This is a genomic window from Flavobacterium enshiense DK69, assembly GCF_000498495.1.
Classification (GTDB): domain Bacteria; phylum Bacteroidota; class Bacteroidia; order Flavobacteriales; family Flavobacteriaceae; genus Flavobacterium; species Flavobacterium enshiense.
The window spans coordinates 52,996-72,543 of sequence record NZ_AVCS01000015.1 but is presented as its reverse complement, the minus strand read 5'-3'; the positions used below and the strand labels follow the sequence as shown (position 1 = coordinate 72,543).

Annotated in this window: 17 protein-coding genes; 3 read left to right on the top strand and 14 right to left on the bottom strand. The window is 37.6% G+C overall.

The features are described from left to right. Nucleotide 1 precedes the first annotated feature (1 nt). The 9 genes from FEDK69T_RS10270 to recR form a co-directional block, all read right to left on the bottom strand. Entirely contained in the window at nt 2–589 is a 588-nt protein-coding gene (locus FEDK69T_RS10270) for an acyltransferase (protein WP_051385120.1), read from the bottom strand. Between the two features lies 1 nt (nt 590). Next, complete coding sequence (locus FEDK69T_RS10265; protein WP_035629587.1) at nt 591–1,724, bottom strand: glycosyltransferase; 1,134 nt, start codon at nt 1,722–1,724, stop codon at nt 591–593. 75 nt (nt 1,725–1,799) lie between these two features. Beyond that, nucleotides 1,800–3,242 (bottom strand): lipopolysaccharide biosynthesis protein, encoded by a 1,443-nt coding sequence (locus tag FEDK69T_RS10260; RefSeq protein ID WP_023574097.1) that lies wholly within the window; start codon nt 3,240–3,242, stop codon nt 1,800–1,802. Nucleotides 3,243–3,335: 93 nt separating this feature from the next. After that, complete coding sequence (locus FEDK69T_RS10255) at nt 3,336–4,613, bottom strand: nucleotide sugar dehydrogenase (RefSeq protein ID WP_023574096.1); 1,278 nt, start codon at nt 4,611–4,613, stop codon at nt 3,336–3,338. A 15-nt stretch (nt 4,614–4,628) separates the two neighbouring features. Continuing rightward, entirely contained in the window at nt 4,629–6,017 is a 1,389-nt protein-coding gene (locus FEDK69T_RS10250; RefSeq protein WP_023574095.1) for a UDP-glucose 6-dehydrogenase, read from the bottom strand. A 4-nt stretch (nt 6,018–6,021) separates the two neighbouring features. Beyond that, nucleotides 6,022–7,002 carry an SDR family oxidoreductase gene (locus tag FEDK69T_RS10245; RefSeq protein ID WP_023574094.1) on the bottom strand — a complete coding sequence of 327 codons (981 nt, stop codon included), beginning with the start codon at nt 7,000–7,002 and terminating at the stop codon, nt 6,022–6,024. Between the two features lie 89 nt (nt 7,003–7,091). Next, nucleotides 7,092–9,551, bottom strand: a complete 2,460-nt coding sequence (locus FEDK69T_RS10240) for an exopolysaccharide transport family protein (protein WP_023574093.1) — start codon at nt 9,549–9,551, stop codon at nt 7,092–7,094. A 3-nt stretch (nt 9,552–9,554) separates the two neighbouring features. After that, entirely contained in the window at nt 9,555–10,349 is a 795-nt protein-coding gene (locus FEDK69T_RS10235; RefSeq protein WP_035629730.1) for a polysaccharide biosynthesis/export family protein, read from the bottom strand. 84 nt (nt 10,350–10,433) lie between these two features. Then, nucleotides 10,434–11,054 (bottom strand): recombination mediator RecR, encoded by a 621-nt coding sequence (gene recR / locus FEDK69T_RS10230; protein ID WP_023574091.1) that lies wholly within the window; start codon nt 11,052–11,054, stop codon nt 10,434–10,436. A gap of 84 nt (nt 11,055–11,138) precedes the next feature. Between recR and FEDK69T_RS10225 the strand changes: the two genes are divergently transcribed. Continuing rightward, entirely contained in the window at nt 11,139–12,635 is a 1,497-nt protein-coding gene (locus FEDK69T_RS10225) for a sodium:solute symporter (RefSeq protein WP_023574090.1), read from the top strand. Here FEDK69T_RS10225 and FEDK69T_RS10220 read toward each other — a convergent pair. Beyond that, nucleotides 12,632–12,988, bottom strand: coding sequence for a CoA-binding protein (locus tag FEDK69T_RS10220; protein WP_023574089.1), 357 nt, complete (start codon nt 12,986–12,988; stop codon nt 12,632–12,634). The genes FEDK69T_RS10225 and FEDK69T_RS10220 overlap by 4 nt on opposite strands. A gap of 144 nt (nt 12,989–13,132) precedes the next feature. Here FEDK69T_RS10220 and FEDK69T_RS10215 point away from each other — a divergent pair, with 144 nt between their 5' ends. After that, entirely contained in the window at nt 13,133–13,756 is a 624-nt protein-coding gene (locus FEDK69T_RS10215; protein ID WP_023574088.1) for a MarC family NAAT transporter, read from the top strand. A gap of 55 nt (nt 13,757–13,811) precedes the next feature. Here the strand turns inward: FEDK69T_RS10215 and ctlX are convergent, their stop codons facing one another. Both ctlX and FEDK69T_RS10205 read right to left on the bottom strand, forming a co-directional pair. Then, a complete protein-coding gene (ctlX, locus tag FEDK69T_RS10210) occupies nt 13,812–14,768 on the bottom strand; it encodes a citrulline utilization hydrolase CtlX (protein WP_035629585.1) in 957 nt (318 codons plus the stop codon). Nucleotides 14,769–14,772: 4 nt separating this feature from the next. After that, nucleotides 14,773–15,744, bottom strand: a complete 972-nt coding sequence (locus tag FEDK69T_RS10205; protein WP_023574086.1) for an arginase — start codon at nt 15,742–15,744, stop codon at nt 14,773–14,775. Nucleotides 15,745–15,992: 248 nt separating this feature from the next. Between FEDK69T_RS10205 and FEDK69T_RS10200 the strand changes: the two genes are divergently transcribed. Further along, nucleotides 15,993–16,442 (top strand): hypothetical protein, encoded by a 450-nt coding sequence (locus FEDK69T_RS10200; protein ID WP_023574085.1) that lies wholly within the window; start codon nt 15,993–15,995, stop codon nt 16,440–16,442. Nucleotides 16,443–16,504: 62 nt separating this feature from the next. Here FEDK69T_RS10200 and FEDK69T_RS10195 read toward each other — a convergent pair whose 3' ends face one another. Both FEDK69T_RS10195 and FEDK69T_RS10190 read right to left on the bottom strand, forming a co-directional pair. Then, nucleotides 16,505–17,788 carry a citrate synthase gene (locus tag FEDK69T_RS10195; protein WP_023574084.1) on the bottom strand — a complete coding sequence of 428 codons (1,284 nt, stop codon included), beginning with the start codon at nt 17,786–17,788 and terminating at the stop codon, nt 16,505–16,507. 260 nt (nt 17,789–18,048) lie between these two features. After that, nucleotides 18,049–19,386, bottom strand: coding sequence for a peptide-N-glycosidase F-related protein (locus tag FEDK69T_RS10190; protein WP_023574083.1), 1,338 nt, complete (start codon nt 19,384–19,386; stop codon nt 18,049–18,051). Nucleotides 19,387–19,548: the final 162 nt, after the last annotated feature.

Below are 19,548 nucleotides of genomic sequence, written 5' to 3'. Positions count from 1 at the left end.
GTTATATATATGATTTTACAAGAACCGCAGGATTACCTCCATAAATAGACATCGGCGGGATTTCGCCCTTTACCACGCTCCCTGCGGATATAATGGTTCCATATCCAATCTTGGTTCCTCCTAAAATGATACAATTAGCGCCAATCCAAACGTTGTCTTCGATAACGATCGGATTACCATAATCGGTCGTATTTATTCGGTTTTCCACATCAGGAAAAGATAAGGCGTGCCCTTTTCCGTCGATGATTTGGGTATTAGCGGCAATTAGGCAATTGTTTCCGATGACAACCGATTTATAAGCATGGATACAGGTTCCGTGAATCCGGCAATTGTCGCCAATCTGTATTACAGCGCCATACCGGTCCGCCATCAGCTTACATTTACTGTGCATATTGATATGATAGTTGTAATTATTGGAATTAATCAACGTATTCCTTCCGATACTGATTCTGGCGGTTTTTATTTTAAAGAAAAGAGGTCTTTTATTAAACATTGTCGAATTGGATAATTCAATCCCTTTCGATTTGTATAAAACGATTAATAAAGCATTATTTATTTTCGATAATACAAAAAGTAATCTTGCCAGCATATCAGTTTAGTTCCTTACTGTTTATTAAATCATCGTAAAGTTGTTCTATTTTCCTCACGTAAATGTCTTCTGAGAATTCCTTAACAACCCTTTCATAACCATTTTCTCCAAATGTTTTCAGTTTTTCGCGGTCGGTGTACAAGGATCCCAATGCCTGAGAAATAGCCTGAACATCAAATTTTTCAACCAGAAAACCGGTTCTGTCGTGTTCAACAATATATTGCATTCCGCCAACTCTTGTAGCTACCACCGGTAATTTACAGTACATCGCTTCTGCAAGTACCAGACCAAAAGCTTCCATCCCGGAAACCAGTGAAAAAACATCCATAATGCTGTAATATTTATCAACATCATCCTGGTATTTTGTAAAAAGAACGTGTTCTTTTATACCAAGATCCTCTGCAAGTTTTTCATAATGCGGCCGCTCCTTCCCATCACCAACGAGAACCAGTTTTACATTGCATCCTTTTTTCAGAAGTAAAGATACAGCTTTAATCAAATCTGAAAAGCGTTTGTGTTCGTCAAGCATCATCCTTCCAACAGATCCAACTACGAAATTTTCAGGTGTAATCCCTAACTGCTTCTTTAGTTCTTCTGTTTCGGAAACAGAAACAACTCGGGGTGCTTTCACCCCATTATTAATCAATCGGATTTTTGATGATTTTACTTTAGCGGTATGTCGTAAATAATCACAGGTTGCAGGCGATACACCTACCACTTTATCTGCAAAAAAAGAAAAGATTCTCAACAACAAATTCGCCTTCCACGAACGATTGACTGGATCGGAAGTTTCTTCTATAATAACATAGGGAACTCTTTTAACAAACCCATTAATTGTTGCCATTGTAACTCCTTCAAAAACGGCTCCATGGATTATATCCGGACAGAAATCAGCAATCACTTTTTGTACTTTTCGGTGTACTGAAAAGTCGAAAGGATTTTTCAGTTTTCCGACAACCACAATTTCAATTCCCAAAGCTTCAAACTCCTCATGCAAAACACTTTGAAGCTGTGTACAAACAATTTTTATTTCGAAGCGATCTTTGGGCAGCTGTTTTACTATGGAAAGACGTACTCTCTCTACTCCACCGGGCCCCAAAGTCTCTATACAGTGTAAAACCTTTATTTTATTCATTATTAATTTATTTCTCAAAAAACGATTTTCTACATTTATTTAGGATTTCAAAATGCCGATATTTTTTTTAACTGTTTATTTTTTAACCAAAGCTATTAATCCTTTAACTACGGATTTTTTAAAAACAAGAATTAAAATTCCGTATAATAATACACCTGTTGATACTGACACTATTAAACTGACAACTTCTGTAAACCCGATGCTCAACAACATTTTATGCGTAGCTGCCGATGACAAGCTTGAAAATAAGGAAATTACAACAAACTGCAATAAAACAGAAACCGTTTCGAAATAAGCTAAACGCAAATACTTCGAAGTATAATAATTGATAATACAATACCTTATGATGGCCGAAATGGGAATGATCATCACAAGTATCTTTATAGAAAACCCCATGGCAATGACAGTTGCAATTAAAAAAATGATTTGCATCTTGTTGAAAAATTCGACTTTTAAAACCAGGCCAGATTCGCCTTTGATTTTTAACATTGTCAAATTAAAATTACAAACAACGAAAAACATCCCTGCCAGAGAAAGTGGGATCAAGAAGGAAGCAGTGTCTTTCCATTTTTCGGTGTATAAGAGAACCACTATAGGTTCCGAAAAAACAGCCAAATACGCCAGAATAGGCACAACAATCAACAACAGTACAGAAAAAACCTTCTTGTAGGTTTCTTTAAAACGTTCCTCCTCATCCTGTAATTTTGAAAAAATAGGCAAAAACACTTTTCCTGCCGAACCGTAAACATTGGATATCGGCATCTGCCTTAAAGTAACGGCCTGGGTGTAAAAACCTACTTGGGAAATAGCATAAAACTTACCGATAACAATTTGATATATGTTATCAAAAAAGCTGTTCAGGATTTCAGTAATAGTGAGTTTGTATCCGTACCCAAAATGAGACTTGAACAGATTTTTATCAAATATAAACAGGGGTTTCCAATCACTAAGAACCCAGTGAAACATTGCCCACAGAAAAGACTGAGTCAAAGACATGAAAACGAGACTCCAAATCCCATAACCCTTAAAGGCCATCACAATCCCAACGGCTGAACTTAGCAACAGCGACGGAATTTTCATCAGTGCCTGCCTTTTAAAGTTCAGATTTTTAAGTAAAACTGCCGACTGGACTACAACAAAAGCCTGTATCAGAATCGTCAGGGAATATACCCTCAAAATACTTTGCAGTTCTGGTTTATGGTAAAATTCAGCAATAAATGGAGCAGATACAAACAGTACACAGTAAAGAAAAAGACTTACCAGTATATTAATGAAGAAAACGGTTGAAAAATCTCTTTCGTCTGCATCTTTTTTTCTGATTACCGAAACCGTCATCCCTCCATCTATAAGGACATTAGCAATGCCCGTAAAAACAAACAGCATTCCCAAAGTCCCGAAATCTTCAGGAAACAAAGTTCTTGTTAAGACGATGTTGACAAGAAAATTAATTATTTGTCCGCTAAACTGTTCTGTATATGTCCAAATAAAACCATATACCGCCTGTTTCTTCAACGACATTGGCAAATGTATATTCTGATCTGCTTATTCAAAAGTGTTGTTTAAAACCTAATGGCATCTGCAAAATCAATAAAATTAAAACCTTTAAAAAAATTAGAGTTTTGCATCTGCTAAATCCCCCAATATCCCTTTCACATCAAACACTAAACTGTTTTCTTTTTGCAAAGTACTGAAATCCATTTTCAGGAATTCTTTATGGGCTACGCCTAAAACTATGGCATCAAACTTCTCGGTTGGAATTTCACTAGTTGTTGTCAGGCTGTATTCATGCATAACTTCTTCCGGATTTGCCCAAGGATCATAAACCGTTACTGCTGTCTGATAATCTTTCAACGCATTGATCACATCTACCACTTTAGTGTTGCGAACATCAGGACAATTCTCCTTAAAGGTAATCCCTAAGATTAAAATTTTGGAACCGTTTACTTTGATATTTTTCTTAATCATCAATTTAACCACCTGTGAAGCCACGTACTCTCCCATGCTGTCATTTAAACGACGCCCTGCAAGAATAATTTCGGGATGGTAACCGTGTTCCTGTGCTTTTTGAGCCAAATAATACGGATCGACGCCGATGCAATGTCCGCCAACCAATCCGGGTCTGAAAGGCAAAAAGTTCCATTTTGTCCCGGCAGCCTCTAAAACGGCATGCGTATCGATATCCAAAATATTAAAGATTTTTGCCAGTTCGTTGACAAAAGCAATATTGATATCTCGTTGAGAATTCTCGATTACTTTAGCGGCCTCGGCAACTTTTATGGTTGGTGCCAGATGGGTACCCGCGGTGATTACGCTTTTATACAGCGCATCTACTTTCTGTCCTATTTCAGGAGTAGAACCCGATGTTACTTTTAAAATCTTTTCTACTGTATGTTCTTTATCTCCGGGATTAATTCGCTCTGGTGAATACCCGGCAAAAAAATCAACATTGAATTTCAATCCTGAAATTTTCTCCAATACCGGAATACACTCCTCTTCGGTAACCCCTGGATAAACGGTCGATTCATAAATGACGATATCTCCTTTTTTGAGTACTTTCCCAACCGTTTCACTGGCTTTGTATAAAGGCGTTAAATCCGGTCTGTTATTTTTATCAACCGGTGTGGGAACCGTTACAATAAAATAATTGCAATCATGGATATCTTCGATAACCGCCGAACAAAAAAGTCCGTTTGCATCTGTTGGTTGTTCTTTTAAAACCGTTTTCAGTACATCATTATCTACTTCTAACGTTGCATCGACTCCTTTATTAAGTTCTTCTATTCGTGTTGTGTTAACATCAAACCCAACTACAGGGTATTTTGTGGCGAATAATCTTGCCAGGGGCAAACCAACATACCCTAGCCCTATGACTGCGATTTTTATATTCATTCTGCTTTTATTTGTTTAAGATCCGATCGATTGATAAACAAATCCAATTTTTTCAAGTTCTTTTCTGTCCAATAAATTTCTTCCGTCAAATACGAAAGCCGGTTTCAGCATGTTGTCGTAAATTTTCTTCCAATCGTAATTCTTAAACTCATCCCATTCTGTTAAAACCGCAATAGCATGAGCATCTTTACAGGCTCCATATGGGTTGTCGCCAACAGTTATTCCATTCTTGTTATCCGATTCCGAGCGGGTTTCAAGATAATTCAAATCCAATAAAATCTGTTCTTCTTTCACTTTCGGGTCGTAAACAGAGATAATTGCCTGTTCGCTCAATAAATCATCGGCAACGTAAATCGCAGCCGATTCCCTGGTATCATTGGTATCTTTTTTGAAAGCCCAACCCAGGAAAGCGATTTTCTTTCCGGAAACCGTATTGTACAATGTACTGATGATATTTTTGGCAAAACGACGTTTCTGATGATCGTTCATGATAATAACTTGTTCCCAGTAATCGGCAACTTCATTCAAACCATAGGTTTTAGCGATGTATACCAAATTGAGAATATCTTTCTGAAAACAAGATCCTCCGAAACCTACAGACGACTTAAGAAATTTTGGTCCGATTCGGCTATCCATACCGATTGCCCTTGCCACTTCATTGACATCCGCTCCGGTTTTCTCACATAATTCGCTCATGGCGTTGATGGAAGATACTCGCTGCGCCAAAAAAGCATTCGCTGTCAGCTTTGACAATTCGGATGACCAAACATTAGTGGTCAGGATTCGATCCTTAGAAACCCAGTTCGCATAAATATCTACTAAAGCCTGAATTGCTTTTTGTCCTTCCGGAGTGGTGTCTCCTCCAATCAATACCCTGTCCGGAGACAGCAAATCACTTACGGCTGTTCCTTCGGCTAAAAATTCGGGATTTGATAAAATTTGGAATTGAACTCCGTTCCCTGTATGATCTAATATATCTTTGATGGCACTTGCGGTACGTACCGGTAATGTTGATTTTTCAACCACTATTTTATCGGTCTTGGCGACACGGGCAATTTGACGGGCGCACAATTCAATATATTTTAAATCGGCTGCCATCCCTTTTCCTACACCATAGGTTTTTGTTGGGGTATTTACCGAAATGAAAATCATATCCGCCTCTTCAATAGCTTTATCCACTTCTGTAGAAAAAAATAAATTTCTGCCACGGGCTTCTGCTACTATAACGTCTAATCCCGGTTCATAAACCGGTATGTTGTTTGTATCAGCATCATTCCATGCTGCAATTCTTTTTTCATTCAGATCGACAACCGTCACTTTTATATGCGGACATTTTTGAGCAATAACCGCCATTGTAGGCCCTCCAACGTATCCTGCACCGATACAACAAATACTCTTTATCATGCTTTTATTTAAGGTTATCCCAATACCATTTAACAGCTTCTTTTAAACCTTGCGAAATGGAAAATTGCGGATTGTAATTTAATAGTCTTTTTGCCTTGTCAATACTGGCAAGGGAATGTGGAATATCGCCCACGCGGTTTGGCCCGTGAATAACTTTCACATTGGCAATCTCCGAATCGAATTCAGAAAGGGATTCTATCAGATACTGAACTAAATCATTCAAAGTGGTTCTGTCACCAAAAGCTGTATTGTATACTGTATTAATTGCTTCCGGATTCTTGGTCAACATCGCCAGTTCATTCATCTGAAGCACATTATCAATATACGTAAAGTCCCTGGAATAATTCCCATCTCCGTTAATGACCGGGCTTTCATGCTGCATTAGCTGCATCACAAATTTAGGGATTACCGCAGCATAAGCTCCGTTTGGATTTTGCTTACGTCCAAAAACATTGAAATAACGCAGCCCAACGACTTCCATCCCATATGTTTTACTGAAAATATCAGCATACAATTCGTTTACATATTTAGTAATAGCATAAGGTGACAAAGGTTTCCCTATAACATCTTCTTCTTTAGGCAAACTCTCCGAATCTCCATAAGTAGAAGAACTGGCTGCGTAAACAAATCGTTTAATACCCGCTTCCTTTGAAGCGTGCAGCAGGTTCAGAAATCCGGACACATTGACGTCATTCGTTGTAATCGGATCCTGGATCGATCTTGGCACCGACCCTAAAGCGGCCTGATGCAAAACATAATCAACCCCGTCAAGAGATTTCAGACAAGTCTCATAATCCCTTAAATCGCCTTCTATCAGCTGAAAATCAGGATTTAAAAAAAAGCTTTCAATGTTATGCCTGAATCCTGTTGAAAAATTATCAAGACAAACTACCTTATACTTCTTTTCAAGAAAGTACTCACACAAATTAGAGCCAATAAATCCGGCACCACCGGTTATCAGTATAGTTGCATTAGTGTCAGACATCTTTTATAATTTTATTAGACAAAGGTAGTTCAATTTTATCAATGCTTTTATGGAAAAACAAGTCTGCAAATCACTATTTTATTTGAAAATTAATTTTTAAATAAAACGGATTTTACTTTCCCCATGAATGTTTTTGGAAGTTCCATTTCCATATAACTGTTACCATAAGCTCCGTAGCCATAGCCATAACCATAGCCATAACCGTAACCATAGCCATATTTCGCCAGGTTTTCAAAGTCATTTAACAGTATGCTTATATTGTGTAACTCGCCTCTTTTATGTTTTTCATTTACTATGGTAAGCATTCCTTTTTTTGTAAAATTCTGACGGGTGACATACAGCGTCGCGTCGCAATACTGGGCCAGTTCGAGTGCATCCGCAACCAGTCCAACTGGGGGTGTATCCAATATTATATAATCATACATCTCTTTTAGCTCTTGAATCATTTCACCCATGGCATCACTCAGAATCAATTCGGAAGGATTGGGTGGAATAGGCCCAGATGTGATAACATCAAGATATGGAATATGGGTCCCCTGAACAATTTCATTGATTGATCTTTGACCAATAAGATAATTAACTGCTCCAATGTTATTTTCAATATTAAAATCACCAAATATTCTTGGCTTTCTCAAATCCAGTCCAACAATTACCGTTTTCTTTTCACCCAAAGCAAAAACCGTCGCCAAATTTATGGAACAAAAGGTCTTTCCTTCTCCTCCTACCGAAGAGGTAACCATTAAAATCTTTGTTCCTTCCGCCTTCTGTTTTTTGTACAAAAATTGCAGAGACGAACGAACAGCCCTGAAGGATTCTGCCAGAGGTGATTTTGGTTTTTCAAAAACCGCAAGATTATTTTCAGTGTTCTTTTTCCCGATTACTCCGATTACAGGAATTTTTGTCAGTCTCTCAATTTCCTCGGTCGTATGAAGGGTATTATCTAAAAGGGCAATTACTAAAACGATTACCAATGGCACTAAAATCCCAAGCAGTAAAGCCAAAATGTAATTAACGCTGGTTTTAGGACCTATTAGACCTCCACCAACATCTTTTGCAGTATCAATAAACTCTATATCTGAAACGTTGGCTGCTTTAACAATATCTGCTTCACTTCTTTTCTCTAAAAAAGTACTGTAAATATTATCATTTAGGTCGTATTTTCTTTTGATTTTAGACAACTCTTGTTGTTCTTCAGGCAACTTTTTTATAGTCCCCTCCGCTTCATTGATTTTTCTGTCAACAAGTGCCAGATCGTATTCCAATGCTCCTTTTGCACTTTTGATATTCTCAAGTAAAACCTGTTTAATGGCTTCCATGTCTTTATCAAATTCCTTGAAAAGTTTTTCACTTTTTAAAGAATATGCCTTTTCAGAACGCTCGGTAGAAAGCATGATCAACTTACCTACGTTACCAACAATATTGGGATCATCAATACCGGCAACCGTAGGGGCAGGCAGCCTCGAATAGTCCGTGCTCTTTCTAAGATAACTGCTCAGTGAATTATAATACACCATTTTGCGCTCAATCGCATCGCGCTCGATATCAAAATTCGAAAGTCGCTCTGTTAATTTCTCACCACCGCCTTCAAGCTCAAATACGTTCTTATCCTTTCGGAAATCCTCCAACTCCCTTTCGGTATTTTTCAACTGTCCTTCCATCGCCAGCAGCGTACTATCAATAAATGCAATGGTATTGATAGCAAACTGATTCTTACTGTCCAACTGCTTCTTTCTTAGGATTTCTACAGTCGCATTAAGATAATCAACTAATCTTGCTTTATTTGTTCCCTGAAGTCCCAAAGTAATAACAGATCCGGCTTTGTCGCCGGCCTCTATATCTATCCCTTTGTACCTTGCCACGGTCCCGTCAAAATCATTGAAGCGGATATAATATTCGCTGCCCACGTAGCTACCCGGATCTTCATTGATTTGCAGCTTAAAATTCAGAAAAGGCAAATCAACAGCCTCCCCTACTTTATATTTTTTAGTAATCTCACTGTCACGAACCAGCTTTGAACCGCGGGAATTTGTAGCATAAACTAAAGTTTTCACTTCATTGGCTTCAAAATTAACGGTCAACTGATACTCACTCTCACTTAAGAATTTAATACGGACCGGAATTCCAGCCAACTGGTCTCTCTCTTCATCAATTACAATATAAAAGGGAACTTGCCCATAGGCATCGAGTAATTTGTATTTCCCCTGAATAAGATAATCAGTATAATAATTAAGTTTTTTCACCACTGCCTCATTATGTGATCTGGATTTTAAGGCTGTAATGATAGTCTGTACTTTATCTGAAGTCCCGCCCCAGTTAAAAACCAAACTTGTATTGGATGTAAAAAAAGGATTATTCTCATCTTTTACGACAATGGAAGACTCCATCTCGTAAATTTTCTCCTTGCGGATATTGACCTGATATGCAATTGTAAACGCGATAACCAGGGAAACCACAAACCATTTCCAATAACTGGAAACTTTCAGCAGAAAACCTTTAAAATCAAAACTGCTCTGATTTTCGGTAAAAGAAAAATCTTTGATATCCAGCATAAATTATAGACTTTTAAGTAACACAAGCGTTGTTGTAAACAAAGACAATGCCGTAATAATGGTCGCTACGGACTGCATTCCGGTTGTACCCGTTCCCCATGTTTTTTGTCTTAACGGCTTAACATAAATATAGTCATTAGGCTGTAGAAGGTAATAGGGTGATTGCATTGCCTTTGCATCGGTCAGATCAATACTATGGGTTTCTGTCCCGTGTGGATACTGTCTGATAATCGACACTTCTTTTCTGTTTCCGGTAAGGGTAATATCCCCTGAGTTTGCTATAGCTTCCATAATCGTAGCTTTGTCCTGAAACAAAATTTTGGTACCGGGACTGCCGATCTCACCATTAATCGTATATCGTAATCCCGCTAATTTAACGGTAACGAAAATATTGGCCTCTTTTTTAAAATACTCATCCAAAAGCTGTTTTTCCACTTTAAGACGGATTTCATCCAATGTAAATCCCAAGACATTCATCTCACCCAAAATCGGCATTCTGATATTTCCGTGATCATCCACCGTAAACCCTTCAAAATACATGGCTTGCTCCGACTGACTCCCTCCTTGAGATCCTGATAGTGAAAATATGTCCACCAGTTTCTGATCTAAAGCCTTAATATTTACGCTCAATATATCATTTACCTGAACTCTGTAAGGTTTACTACCAATTGGGTGAACGTTTACAGACAAACTGTCGTCCTGATTTTTATTCTGAAGGTATGTCAATTCTTTTGTAGATATGCACGAAACCGAAGAAATTCCTATAAGTAACAGCAAAAGAAATAATTCTTTTTTCATCATTCTCATTTTAAAAAAAACAAATATAGTTTTTCAATTGATATTTTTAAACATATTCGGGGATATTAAAGAAAAAAGTAACAACTACATATTCTTTAACGAATTCTCGAATGGAATTCTATGAATTAAACTGCGCCCTAATGTCACTTCGTCTGCATATTCCAGTTCATCCCCAATGGCTATTCCACGCGCAATAGTAGAAGTGATTACCTCACAATCCTTAATCTGCTTATAGATATAAAAATTAGTGGTATCACCTTCCATAGTCGAACTCAAAGCAAAAATAATTTCCTTCACCGCGCCGGATTTTACTTTCTCCACCAGTGAATTAATATTTAACTGACTCGGCCCAACACCATCAATCGGAGAAATTTTACCACCCAAAACATGATATAATCCTTTAAACATTCCGGTATTTTCCAAAGCCATCACGTCGCGAATGTCTTCCACCACACAAATAACCGAACCGTCACGAGATGGGTTCGAGCAAATGTCGCAAATCTCCACATCCGAAATATTGTGGCACTTTTTACAAAATTTTATTTCCTCCCGCATCTTGAGCAATGCTGATGTAAACTGTTCTGTCTGTTCTTTCGGCTGTTTTAATAAATGCAATACAAGTCGCAATGCCGTTCGTTTTCCGATGCCGGGCAGCTGAGCCATTTCGTTTACTGCTCGCTCTAATAATTTTGAAGAAAATTCCATGTCGCAAAAGTAAATAATTTGAGAATTATCCGATTTGTCTATTTGAATATTATTTGTGTAAATTGGCGCAATAAAATTTAAACAATGACATCGGCAACCATACTTACCATTATCATCATTTACTTCGGACTTCTTATTCTGATTTCCAACATCGTAAGCAAAAAAGATCACAGCAACGATACTTTTTTCAAAGCGAATAAAAATTCGAAATGGTACCTGGTGGCTTTCGGAATGATCGGAACCGCACTTTCCGGCGTCACCTTTATCTCGGTTCCGGGTGAAGTGGGAAATCCCGATTTACAATTCAAATACTTCCAGTTCATCCTAGGAAACGCGATTGGATTCATTATTATTGCCAAGGTACTTCTACCTTTATATTACCGAATGAACCTGACATCCATTTACGGTTATATCGAACAGCGACTGGGAACAATAAGTTACAAGACTTCAGCAATCATTTTCTTAATCAGCCGTACCATTGGATCCGCTTTCCGTTTGTATTTGGTGGTAATTGTGCTTCAGCGTTATGTTTTTGACGATTTCAACGTGCCTTTTGCAGCTACCGTCCTGATTTCTCTTGGTCTGATTTTCGCCTACACCTATCGCGGCGGACTGAAAACCATCATCATAACCGATACATTACAGACATTTTTCCTGGTTTCCTCCGTATTCCTGACGATTATATTTGTTTGCAGAAGTTTGGATTTCAGTGCAATTGAAGCTTTTGAAGCCGTTAAGAACAGTAATTATTCCAAAATATTTTTCTACGAAGATTACCTTCAGGGGAATTATGTCGTAAAGCAGATTTTGGGCGGAATGTTTGTGACAATTGCAATGGTGGGACTGGATCAGGATCTGATGCAGAAAAACCTGAGTTGTAAAAACATCGGCGAAGCACAAAAAAACATGTTTACCTTCACGGGGATTTTTGTACTGATTAATATTTTCTTCTTAAGCGTAGGAGCATTACTTTATATGTATGCCGAAAAAAATGGTGTTGCTATCCCAATGGTTGATGGAGTTACCCGAACCGACTATCTTTTCCCCGAAATCGCCTTCAAACATTTAAGCATTATTCCAGCGGTAATCTTCCTTCTGGGACTGACAGCAGCAACTTTTGCAACAACAGACAGTGCGCTAACAGCTTTAACCACATCTTTTTGTGTTGATTTTCTTGGGATGGACAAAGCCGAGAATGCCAATAATATGCAAACGGTTAAAACAAGGCATCTGGTTCACCTTGCCTTCTCATTTTTGATGTTTTTGGTGATATTGGTTTTCAATTCGCTTAACGACAAATCAGTAGTAACGATGATTTTTACAGTTGCCGGTTATACGTATGGTCCGCTTTTGGGATTGTATGGATTTGGACTTTTCATAAAATCGAAAACAGTTAACGACAAGCTTGTTCCTCTTATCTGTATAGTGTCACCGCTGATTACTTATTTCATCAATTCCAATTCGAAAGACTGGTTTGGCGGCTATGTATTTTCATTTGAATTGATCATTGTTAACGGATTGATAACACTGCTTGGTTTATTGCTGATAAGTAAACCCGCTACCGGAGAAACCCGATTCTAATACTGATTGGTAGCTAATAACACCAACGTACAAGCGGCTTCAAACGGAATATGTGCCTTTTTGAGCAAATCAAAAAACTCATTATTCTCTGCTCCCGGATTGAAAATAACCCTTTGTGGTTTAAGGCGGATTACATAATCATAATATTCCTTTTGCCGCATTGGGTTCAGGTATATTGTGACAGTGTGAACATTTTCAAAGGGTAATTTTTCGGTTTCAATTTTCACATTTCCGATATTGTCCTTATGACCACCTATAGCCACAACTTCGTGACCATGCTGAAGCAGGCTGTCAACCGCCAAAAAAGAAAAACGTTCCGGATGCACCGAAGCTCCAATAACCAGTGTTTTCATCTGTATTATTTTTTTAATAAAGTTACTGTTTTTATCCTTTTTTTCCTATTTTAGTGAATCAGGGAATTTTCAATATAATAATTATTGGTTAACCCAATATTTACACGCATCTTTACTAATCGATTTAATTTTGCAACAAAACCAATGGAGTTATTTATTTACATTTTCGCGGCCGTATTTTCAGTTTTAAACCCCTTAGGAGCCGTACCCATTTTTGTTGGATTAACACAACACGACAGTAAATCAGAGCGTTCCCGAACTTCGCTTTGGACAGCCATCAACGTTTTTATTATATTAATCATCTCCTTTTTCATCGGTGAATATGTTTTAAAATTCTTCGGAATCAGCATTGATGCATTACGTATTGCCGGAGGACTTGTAATCGTAAGTTCCGGTTTTGCCCTGTTAAGCGGGAATTTAGGAAAAAAAAGAGGGGTCAACAAAAAGGTAGCCAGCGATGCTCAAAAAAGAAACGACATTGCCCTTACCCCATTAGCCATCCCAATGCTTGCAGGACCGGGTTCCATTTCGCTACTGATTGCATTTTATCAGGACTACCCCGACTACACAGATAAAGCCATTGTTTGCGGAGCCATTTTAGCCGTAGCACTAGCCATTTTTATTATTTTACATAGCGCTCATTATTTATCTCGAATTTTGGGTGCCTCGGGTATTGTGGCAATTTCAAGGATTATTGGATTTATTGTTATTGCCATTGGAGTTCAATACATCAGTAGTTCGGTCGTTAACATTTTCAAAACCATTTAATATAAAAAAAATGGCCTCAATTGAGGCCATTTTTTATTAGATATTTTAAACAAAATTAATCTAAATCTTCTTCATCTTCTGTATTCGGCAAAAACACTTCTGCCATCATGCAGCGCGCACTTCCGCCCCCGCATGACTCGATAGTATCCAGGTTTGAAGTTAAAATTTCGCAATGTTTTTCAAGAGTAGTGACCTGTTTCGGAGTCAAACTTTGGCAAGCTGCCGTACTCATAACCAAGTAACGTTTATCATTCGTGCCTCGTACCTGAAGCATATTTCCAGCAAAACTGTTCATTTGATCTTCTGTTATCAGAATAATTTCTTTTCCATCCGATTTAAGACAATCCAAAACCATCTTTCGTTCTTTATTGTCGTCGATACAATCAGCACAAATTACCGCAAAAGTTTCCCCTATACTCATCATCACATTAGTATGATAAACAGGTTTACGCTCACCATTTACCGTTTGAAAAGCTTCAAAAATCACCGGGTTCATTTCAAAGTCTTCGCAAAACTCGATCATGAGTTCTTCATTGGACCTTTCGGAAAGCGCGCAGTATGCCTTAATATTTTCACGATCTAACACCAAACTTCCTGTTCCTTCAAGAAAAAGCCCCTCTTCTTCTGCCGAACTGTAGTCAACAAGCTGTTCGATATAAAAGCCATTTTCTTCCATGATATCCAAAACATCTTCTCTTCTTTCCAGACGGCGGTTTTCTGCAAACATCGGATACAAAGCCACATCGCCTGTTTGATGGAAAGAAATCCAGTTATTTGGAAAAATACTGTCCGGTGTATCCGAATCTAAAGTATCGTTCACAACAATAACGTTTACGCCAACACTGCGCAACTTAGCTACCAAATCATCAAACTCAACCTGTGCTTTAGCATTAGCTGTTGCCGGCAATAACGTTTCACCTGTTTTTTGGTAGAAATTATTAACCAAGGTCTGCTCGTTCCTGCGAAATGCCACAGGACGAATCATAAGGACAGTGTTTGTAGTTTGCTGCATACTTTTACTTTTTTAATGTTTGCACTATATTTTCAACCAAATCCAAGGTTACTTCTGCCATAGTATTTATCTTTTCGTCCAAACATGGATTTACTTCAACAAATTCAACACAAACTGTTTTATCGTTATTAGCGAAATGGTTAAGTATGGCTTTTGCCTCATCCGGTGTTAAACCATCTGCAACCGGTGTTCCTGTCCCGTGAGAGGTTAGCTCAGGATCCATCGAATCGACATCGAAAGACACGTAAATACAATCGCAGTCTTTCAGTTTTTCATCAATAGCTTTTACTATTTCGGAAACACCTTTAGATCGTACATCAGCCACCTTATAATTTTCGATATTGAATCGACTCAAGACATTATCCTCCTGGAGTTCCGTATCTCTTACTGCAATATAAACCAAATCTTGCGGGTTTATCTTTGGGGAAACACCTCCGATTTGCTTCAATTGATTCCAAAGAGAAATTGTTTCTGGAGCAACTTCATTCTTTTGGCACTCCAAATTATCAATCCCTAAAGCCGTCGCTAAAGGCATTCCGTGCATATTACCGGAAGGAGTTGTATATGGAGTATGAATATCCGCATGTGCATCAATCCAAACCACTCCTATCCTTTTGTCTGGAAAAGCCGATTTAATTCCGGCAATCGTTCCTCCGGCCGAACCGTGATCCGCTGCCAAAATTATAGGAAATTCATTATTTCCCAATACTGAAGCAACTTTGCTGTTCAATACCGAATACACTTCAACCAAACCATCTATGCGTTTTGCAAACTGGTGAACTGTAGGCTGATCCAATAACTCATTTAAGTTTTTAATTTTTTCGACGGGATGTTCACCAAAAATAAAACTTCCTTTTTTTCTTGCTGCCGTAATAACAGCGTTAGGTCCTAAAGATGCTCCGCGTGTACCGGCTGTAATCTCAGAGGTGTTTATTAAAAAAACTATATTCTTACTCATAGCATACTTCGCTACCATTATCTTTTTATCCCTTCCAGGGCACAACCGGCTCACTATGAACACGATATTAAATGACGCTGTAATATTGGGCTTTTTACAAAGATAGAAAAAGGGCAACGATAAAAGAAAAACTTATCCAAAAATAACCAGCCCTTACAACACGCCTTCAAATATCCTGATTATCAATTCATTACACCAAACAAAACCAAACAACTATAAAGCAATTCTTAAAATTTTTTAGTAAATTTGATAAAAATCAATCAACCATGGGACTATTAAGTTTTTTTAGTTCGCTTTTCGGCAAAGCCAAAAAGAGCACCGAAGAGTTAGGAGAAAATGCAAGTGAGATGGCAAATACAGCAATCAACAAGACAGAATCCTTTACTAAAGAAGTTGTTGAAAAAGTTACTGATGCCGCCGAAAGCGCTGCGCATAAATTGGAAGAGTTGGATATTCCGGACAGAATGGATAATTTCATTGATGCAGCAAAAGAAAAAGCTTCACATGCTGCTGACTGGGTTGAAGACAAAGCACACGATGCGAAAGAAGTTTTATCAGGTGTAGTGGATAAAGCCGAAGACACTATTAGCAATTTAACCGGCAATTCCAATTCCTCTCAAGAAACTAAAGATACAGTTTCTAACACAGAGGAAATCAAGGAAAAGCAAGTTGAAGAAGCCAATAAAAAACCGGATGATGAAGAAAAAACAATTTAACATCATTTATATTAATAAAAAAGTCCCGATTGCTCGGGACTTTTCAATTATAATACTAAATATTATCTTTCATTCATTTCCTTAAAAGGACGTAAAGCATATCCTGTATACACCTGACGCGGACGACCAATCGGCTCTTTGTTCACGCGCATTTCTTTCCACTGTGCAATCCACCCCGGAAGACGTCCGATAGCAAATAATACTGTAAACATATCTGTTGGAATTCCTAAAGCACGGTAAATAATACCTGAATAGAAATCTACGTTAGGATATAAGTTTCTTGATTTGAAATACTCATCCTGCAATGCAGATTCTTCTAATTTTTTAGCAATATTAAGAATCGGATCATTAACGCCTAATTCAGCCAACACTTCGTCTGCCGCTTTTTTGATAATTTTAGCTCTTGGATCGAAGTTTTTGTATACACGGTGTCCGAAGCCCATCAAACGGAACGGATCGTTTTTATCTTTAGCTTTAGCAAGGAACTTATCAGCATCTCCTCCATCTTTCTGAATTTCTTCCAACATTTCCAACACTGCCTGATTAGCTCCGCCATGGAGTGGTCCCCAAAGCGCAGAAACACCTGCTGAAATTGATGCAAACAAACCTGCATGAGAAGAACCAACTATTCTTACTGTCGAAGTAGAACAGTTTTGCTCATGATCAGCATGTAAGATGAATAATTTATCCAATGCATTCACTACAACTGGATTAACTTTGTATGGCCCTGTCGGCAACTCAAACATTAAACGCAAGAAGTTGTCAACATACCCTTTAGTATTATCGTAATAATTCAAAGGATATCCCATACATTTTCTGTAAGTCCACGTTGCAATCACAAGGAATTTACCCATTGTCTTGCAAACCGCCTCATACATTTCTTTCTCATTCTCAACATTTACCACTTTAGGATTGAATGCTGTTAAGGCACTTGTCAGTGAAGACAACACGCCCATTGGGTGGGCCGTTTTAGGAAAACCATCAATGATGTTTTTCATTTCCTCATTCACCAACGTGTATTTACGAATATCATTCTCAAACTGCTCTAATTGTTGTTTGGTTGGCAATTCTCCAAAAATCACCAAATAAGATACTTCCAAAAAACCAGCTTTCTCAGCTAAATCCTCGATAGCATACCCCCTGTAACGAAGGATTCCTTCTTCTCCGTCAAGGAAAGTGATTTGACTTTGGCATGAGCCTGAATTTTTATATCCCGGGTCTAATGTGATAGCGCCGGTTGCAGCACGTAATTTTTCAATATCGATAGCAACCTCATTCTCACTTCCCACGATAACTGGAAACTCATATTTGTTGCCATCAATTTCTAATATTGCAGTTTTAGACATGTTGTATTAGGAATTAAATGTAATTGTTTTTTGTTGAAGGCGAATTTAAGAAATTACATTCTAATTAAAAAGAAAATATCGACATGAAATTAATTAATTATTTCTGAAATAAAAAAATGAGATTCATAAAAATTAGCAACAACATAACTGTCATTTCTACTACAGCACTCCAAATTAAAAAACCCACGAAACAATTTTCGTGGGTTTTTTAATTTGTTTAAAATAGAGAATATTCAACAATTTTTAAAATTGAAAAAAAATTACTCTTTAATTATTTTTTCAGAAAACACTCCGTTTTCAGCTTCAATTCTCAAAAAATACACACCTTTCGAGTTATTCGAAATATCAATTTTAGAATTAAGGTCATTGACAACTTTAGAATCAATTAGCCTTCCTTGAGCATCAAACAATTGTAATGTTTTTATAGTATTGTTGCAATTTATATTGACAATTCCCTTAGTAGGGTTTGGAAAAACATCATACGACACAACATCGTGATCTACCACACCTAACGTAGCACCCTCTCCCTGCAAATACACAGAAACAGGAATATAACCTTGACCATCAACAAAAACGGCAGTGGGGACAGAAATTTTAAACGAGTGCGAACCTGCGGCTAAATTACCCAAATCAACTGTTCTGATAGGAATAACTGCACCTGGACACCAATTGCTAAAAGATTGCCAAACAGCATTAGTCCTTGGAGAGGGGCCATAGATACCATTTCCCTGCGTGTTATAAATCCTATAAGGTTCACAAGTAGGCTCTCCTGGTAAATAATTCAAAATTTGATTATTATCTAAGTAGATATAATGCTGACGTCTGTTATATTCTTCTCCTCCATTATTAGCGCCATGATTTGATGTAATCAAGTGAAACTTTGAATTACGTATTGCAGATGACAGCGTAAAGTTTACTGTTCTTACGGTTTGACCAAGCACATCTGTAGCCGCAGCTTGATAATTATTCAAATCTTTTTTGAAATTCAAAGGCAGCAGAGACACATTATCTTCAACGAATGAAAACCCACTTGTGATAAAATTCACGGTACCAAAAAACACATCATTCCTGCCTGAGCAACCAGCAATTTGTGTTTGAGCAGCGTACGGAACTCCAAACAATTCAAATTCCACCCAGAAATCATACAACGCATTGAGAGAAGGATCCGTCAATATTTTAGCAACATTATCTACGTTAAAAGTATAAGGAACCATATTTGGAGCCACATTTTTATTCATAAAGGGAGTAATATACCTTCCTAATTCTAATCGTTTAGTAGTAGCCGGATTGTAGCTTGTTGCACCTTTTGGAACTAAGGCCAGATTCACATTGCCTATTCTATCGTAATTATCGCATGCCGCAGATATAGATACATTTATAGACAATGTGCTTCCTATCTGGGCCAATTCGCTTGCCGTCATTTTTCTGGTAAACAAATCATTTCTTAACCTAACAACACCCGCTGGTGTTGGTGCTGACACTAACCCCGCATAACCATCATAAAAAAGCACATTTGAATATATTGGAATTGTAGTTTGAGCCACTGAAGCAGAACTCCAACCTATAATCAAAAGAACTAATTGGTAAATTTTTTTCATAAATTAATAGTTTTTTATTAACCACAAATCTAAAATTAAATACAACCAAATCGTTTCTAAATCTGTCCCATGTTTTGTTTTTTAACGATTTTCTTTTTATTTGTTTATTTTTTTAACAACAACTTCCCAAGCTTCTTCACTATAAAATTCTTTGATAATATT

Coding starts and splice junctions, on each gene's coding strand:
- FEDK69T_RS10270 (WP_051385120.1), bottom strand. CDS start 589: ATGCTGGCAAGATTACTTTTTGTATTATCGAAAATAAATAATGCTTTA.
- FEDK69T_RS10265 (WP_035629587.1), bottom strand. CDS start 1,724: ATGAATAAAATAAAGGTTTTACACTGTATAGAGACTTTGGGGCCCGGT.
- FEDK69T_RS10260 (WP_023574097.1), bottom strand. CDS start 3,242: ATGTCGTTGAAGAAACAGGCGGTATATGGTTTTATTTGGACATATACA.
- FEDK69T_RS10255 (WP_023574096.1), bottom strand. CDS start 4,613: ATGAATATAAAAATCGCAGTCATAGGGCTAGGGTATGTTGGTTTGCCC.
- FEDK69T_RS10250 (WP_023574095.1), bottom strand. CDS start 6,017: ATGATAAAGAGTATTTGTTGTATCGGTGCAGGATACGTTGGAGGGCCT.
- FEDK69T_RS10245 (WP_023574094.1), bottom strand. CDS start 7,002: ATGTCTGACACTAATGCAACTATACTGATAACCGGTGGTGCCGGATTT.
- FEDK69T_RS10240 (WP_023574093.1), bottom strand. CDS start 9,551: ATGCTGGATATCAAAGATTTTTCTTTTACCGAAAATCAGAGCAGTTTT.
- FEDK69T_RS10235 (WP_035629730.1), bottom strand. CDS start 10,349: ATGAAAAAAGAATTATTTCTTTTGCTGTTACTTATAGGAATTTCTTCG.
- recR (WP_023574091.1), bottom strand. CDS start 11,054: ATGGAATTTTCTTCAAAATTATTAGAGCGAGCAGTAAACGAAATGGCT.
- FEDK69T_RS10225 (WP_023574090.1), top strand. CDS start 11,139: ATGACATCGGCAACCATACTTACCATTATCATCATTTACTTCGGACTT.
- FEDK69T_RS10220 (WP_023574089.1), bottom strand. CDS start 12,988: ATGAAAACACTGGTTATTGGAGCTTCGGTGCATCCGGAACGTTTTTCT.
- FEDK69T_RS10215 (WP_023574088.1), top strand. CDS start 13,133: ATGGAGTTATTTATTTACATTTTCGCGGCCGTATTTTCAGTTTTAAAC.
- ctlX (WP_035629585.1), bottom strand. CDS start 14,768: ATGCAGCAAACTACAAACACTGTCCTTATGATTCGTCCTGTGGCATTT.
- FEDK69T_RS10205 (WP_023574086.1), bottom strand. CDS start 15,744: ATGGTAGCGAAGTATGCTATGAGTAAGAATATAGTTTTTTTAATAAAC.
- FEDK69T_RS10200 (WP_023574085.1), top strand. CDS start 15,993: ATGGGACTATTAAGTTTTTTTAGTTCGCTTTTCGGCAAAGCCAAAAAG.
- FEDK69T_RS10195 (WP_023574084.1), bottom strand. CDS start 17,788: ATGTCTAAAACTGCAATATTAGAAATTGATGGCAACAAATATGAGTTT.
- FEDK69T_RS10190 (WP_023574083.1), bottom strand. CDS start 19,386: ATGAAAAAAATTTACCAATTAGTTCTTTTGATTATAGGTTGGAGTTCT.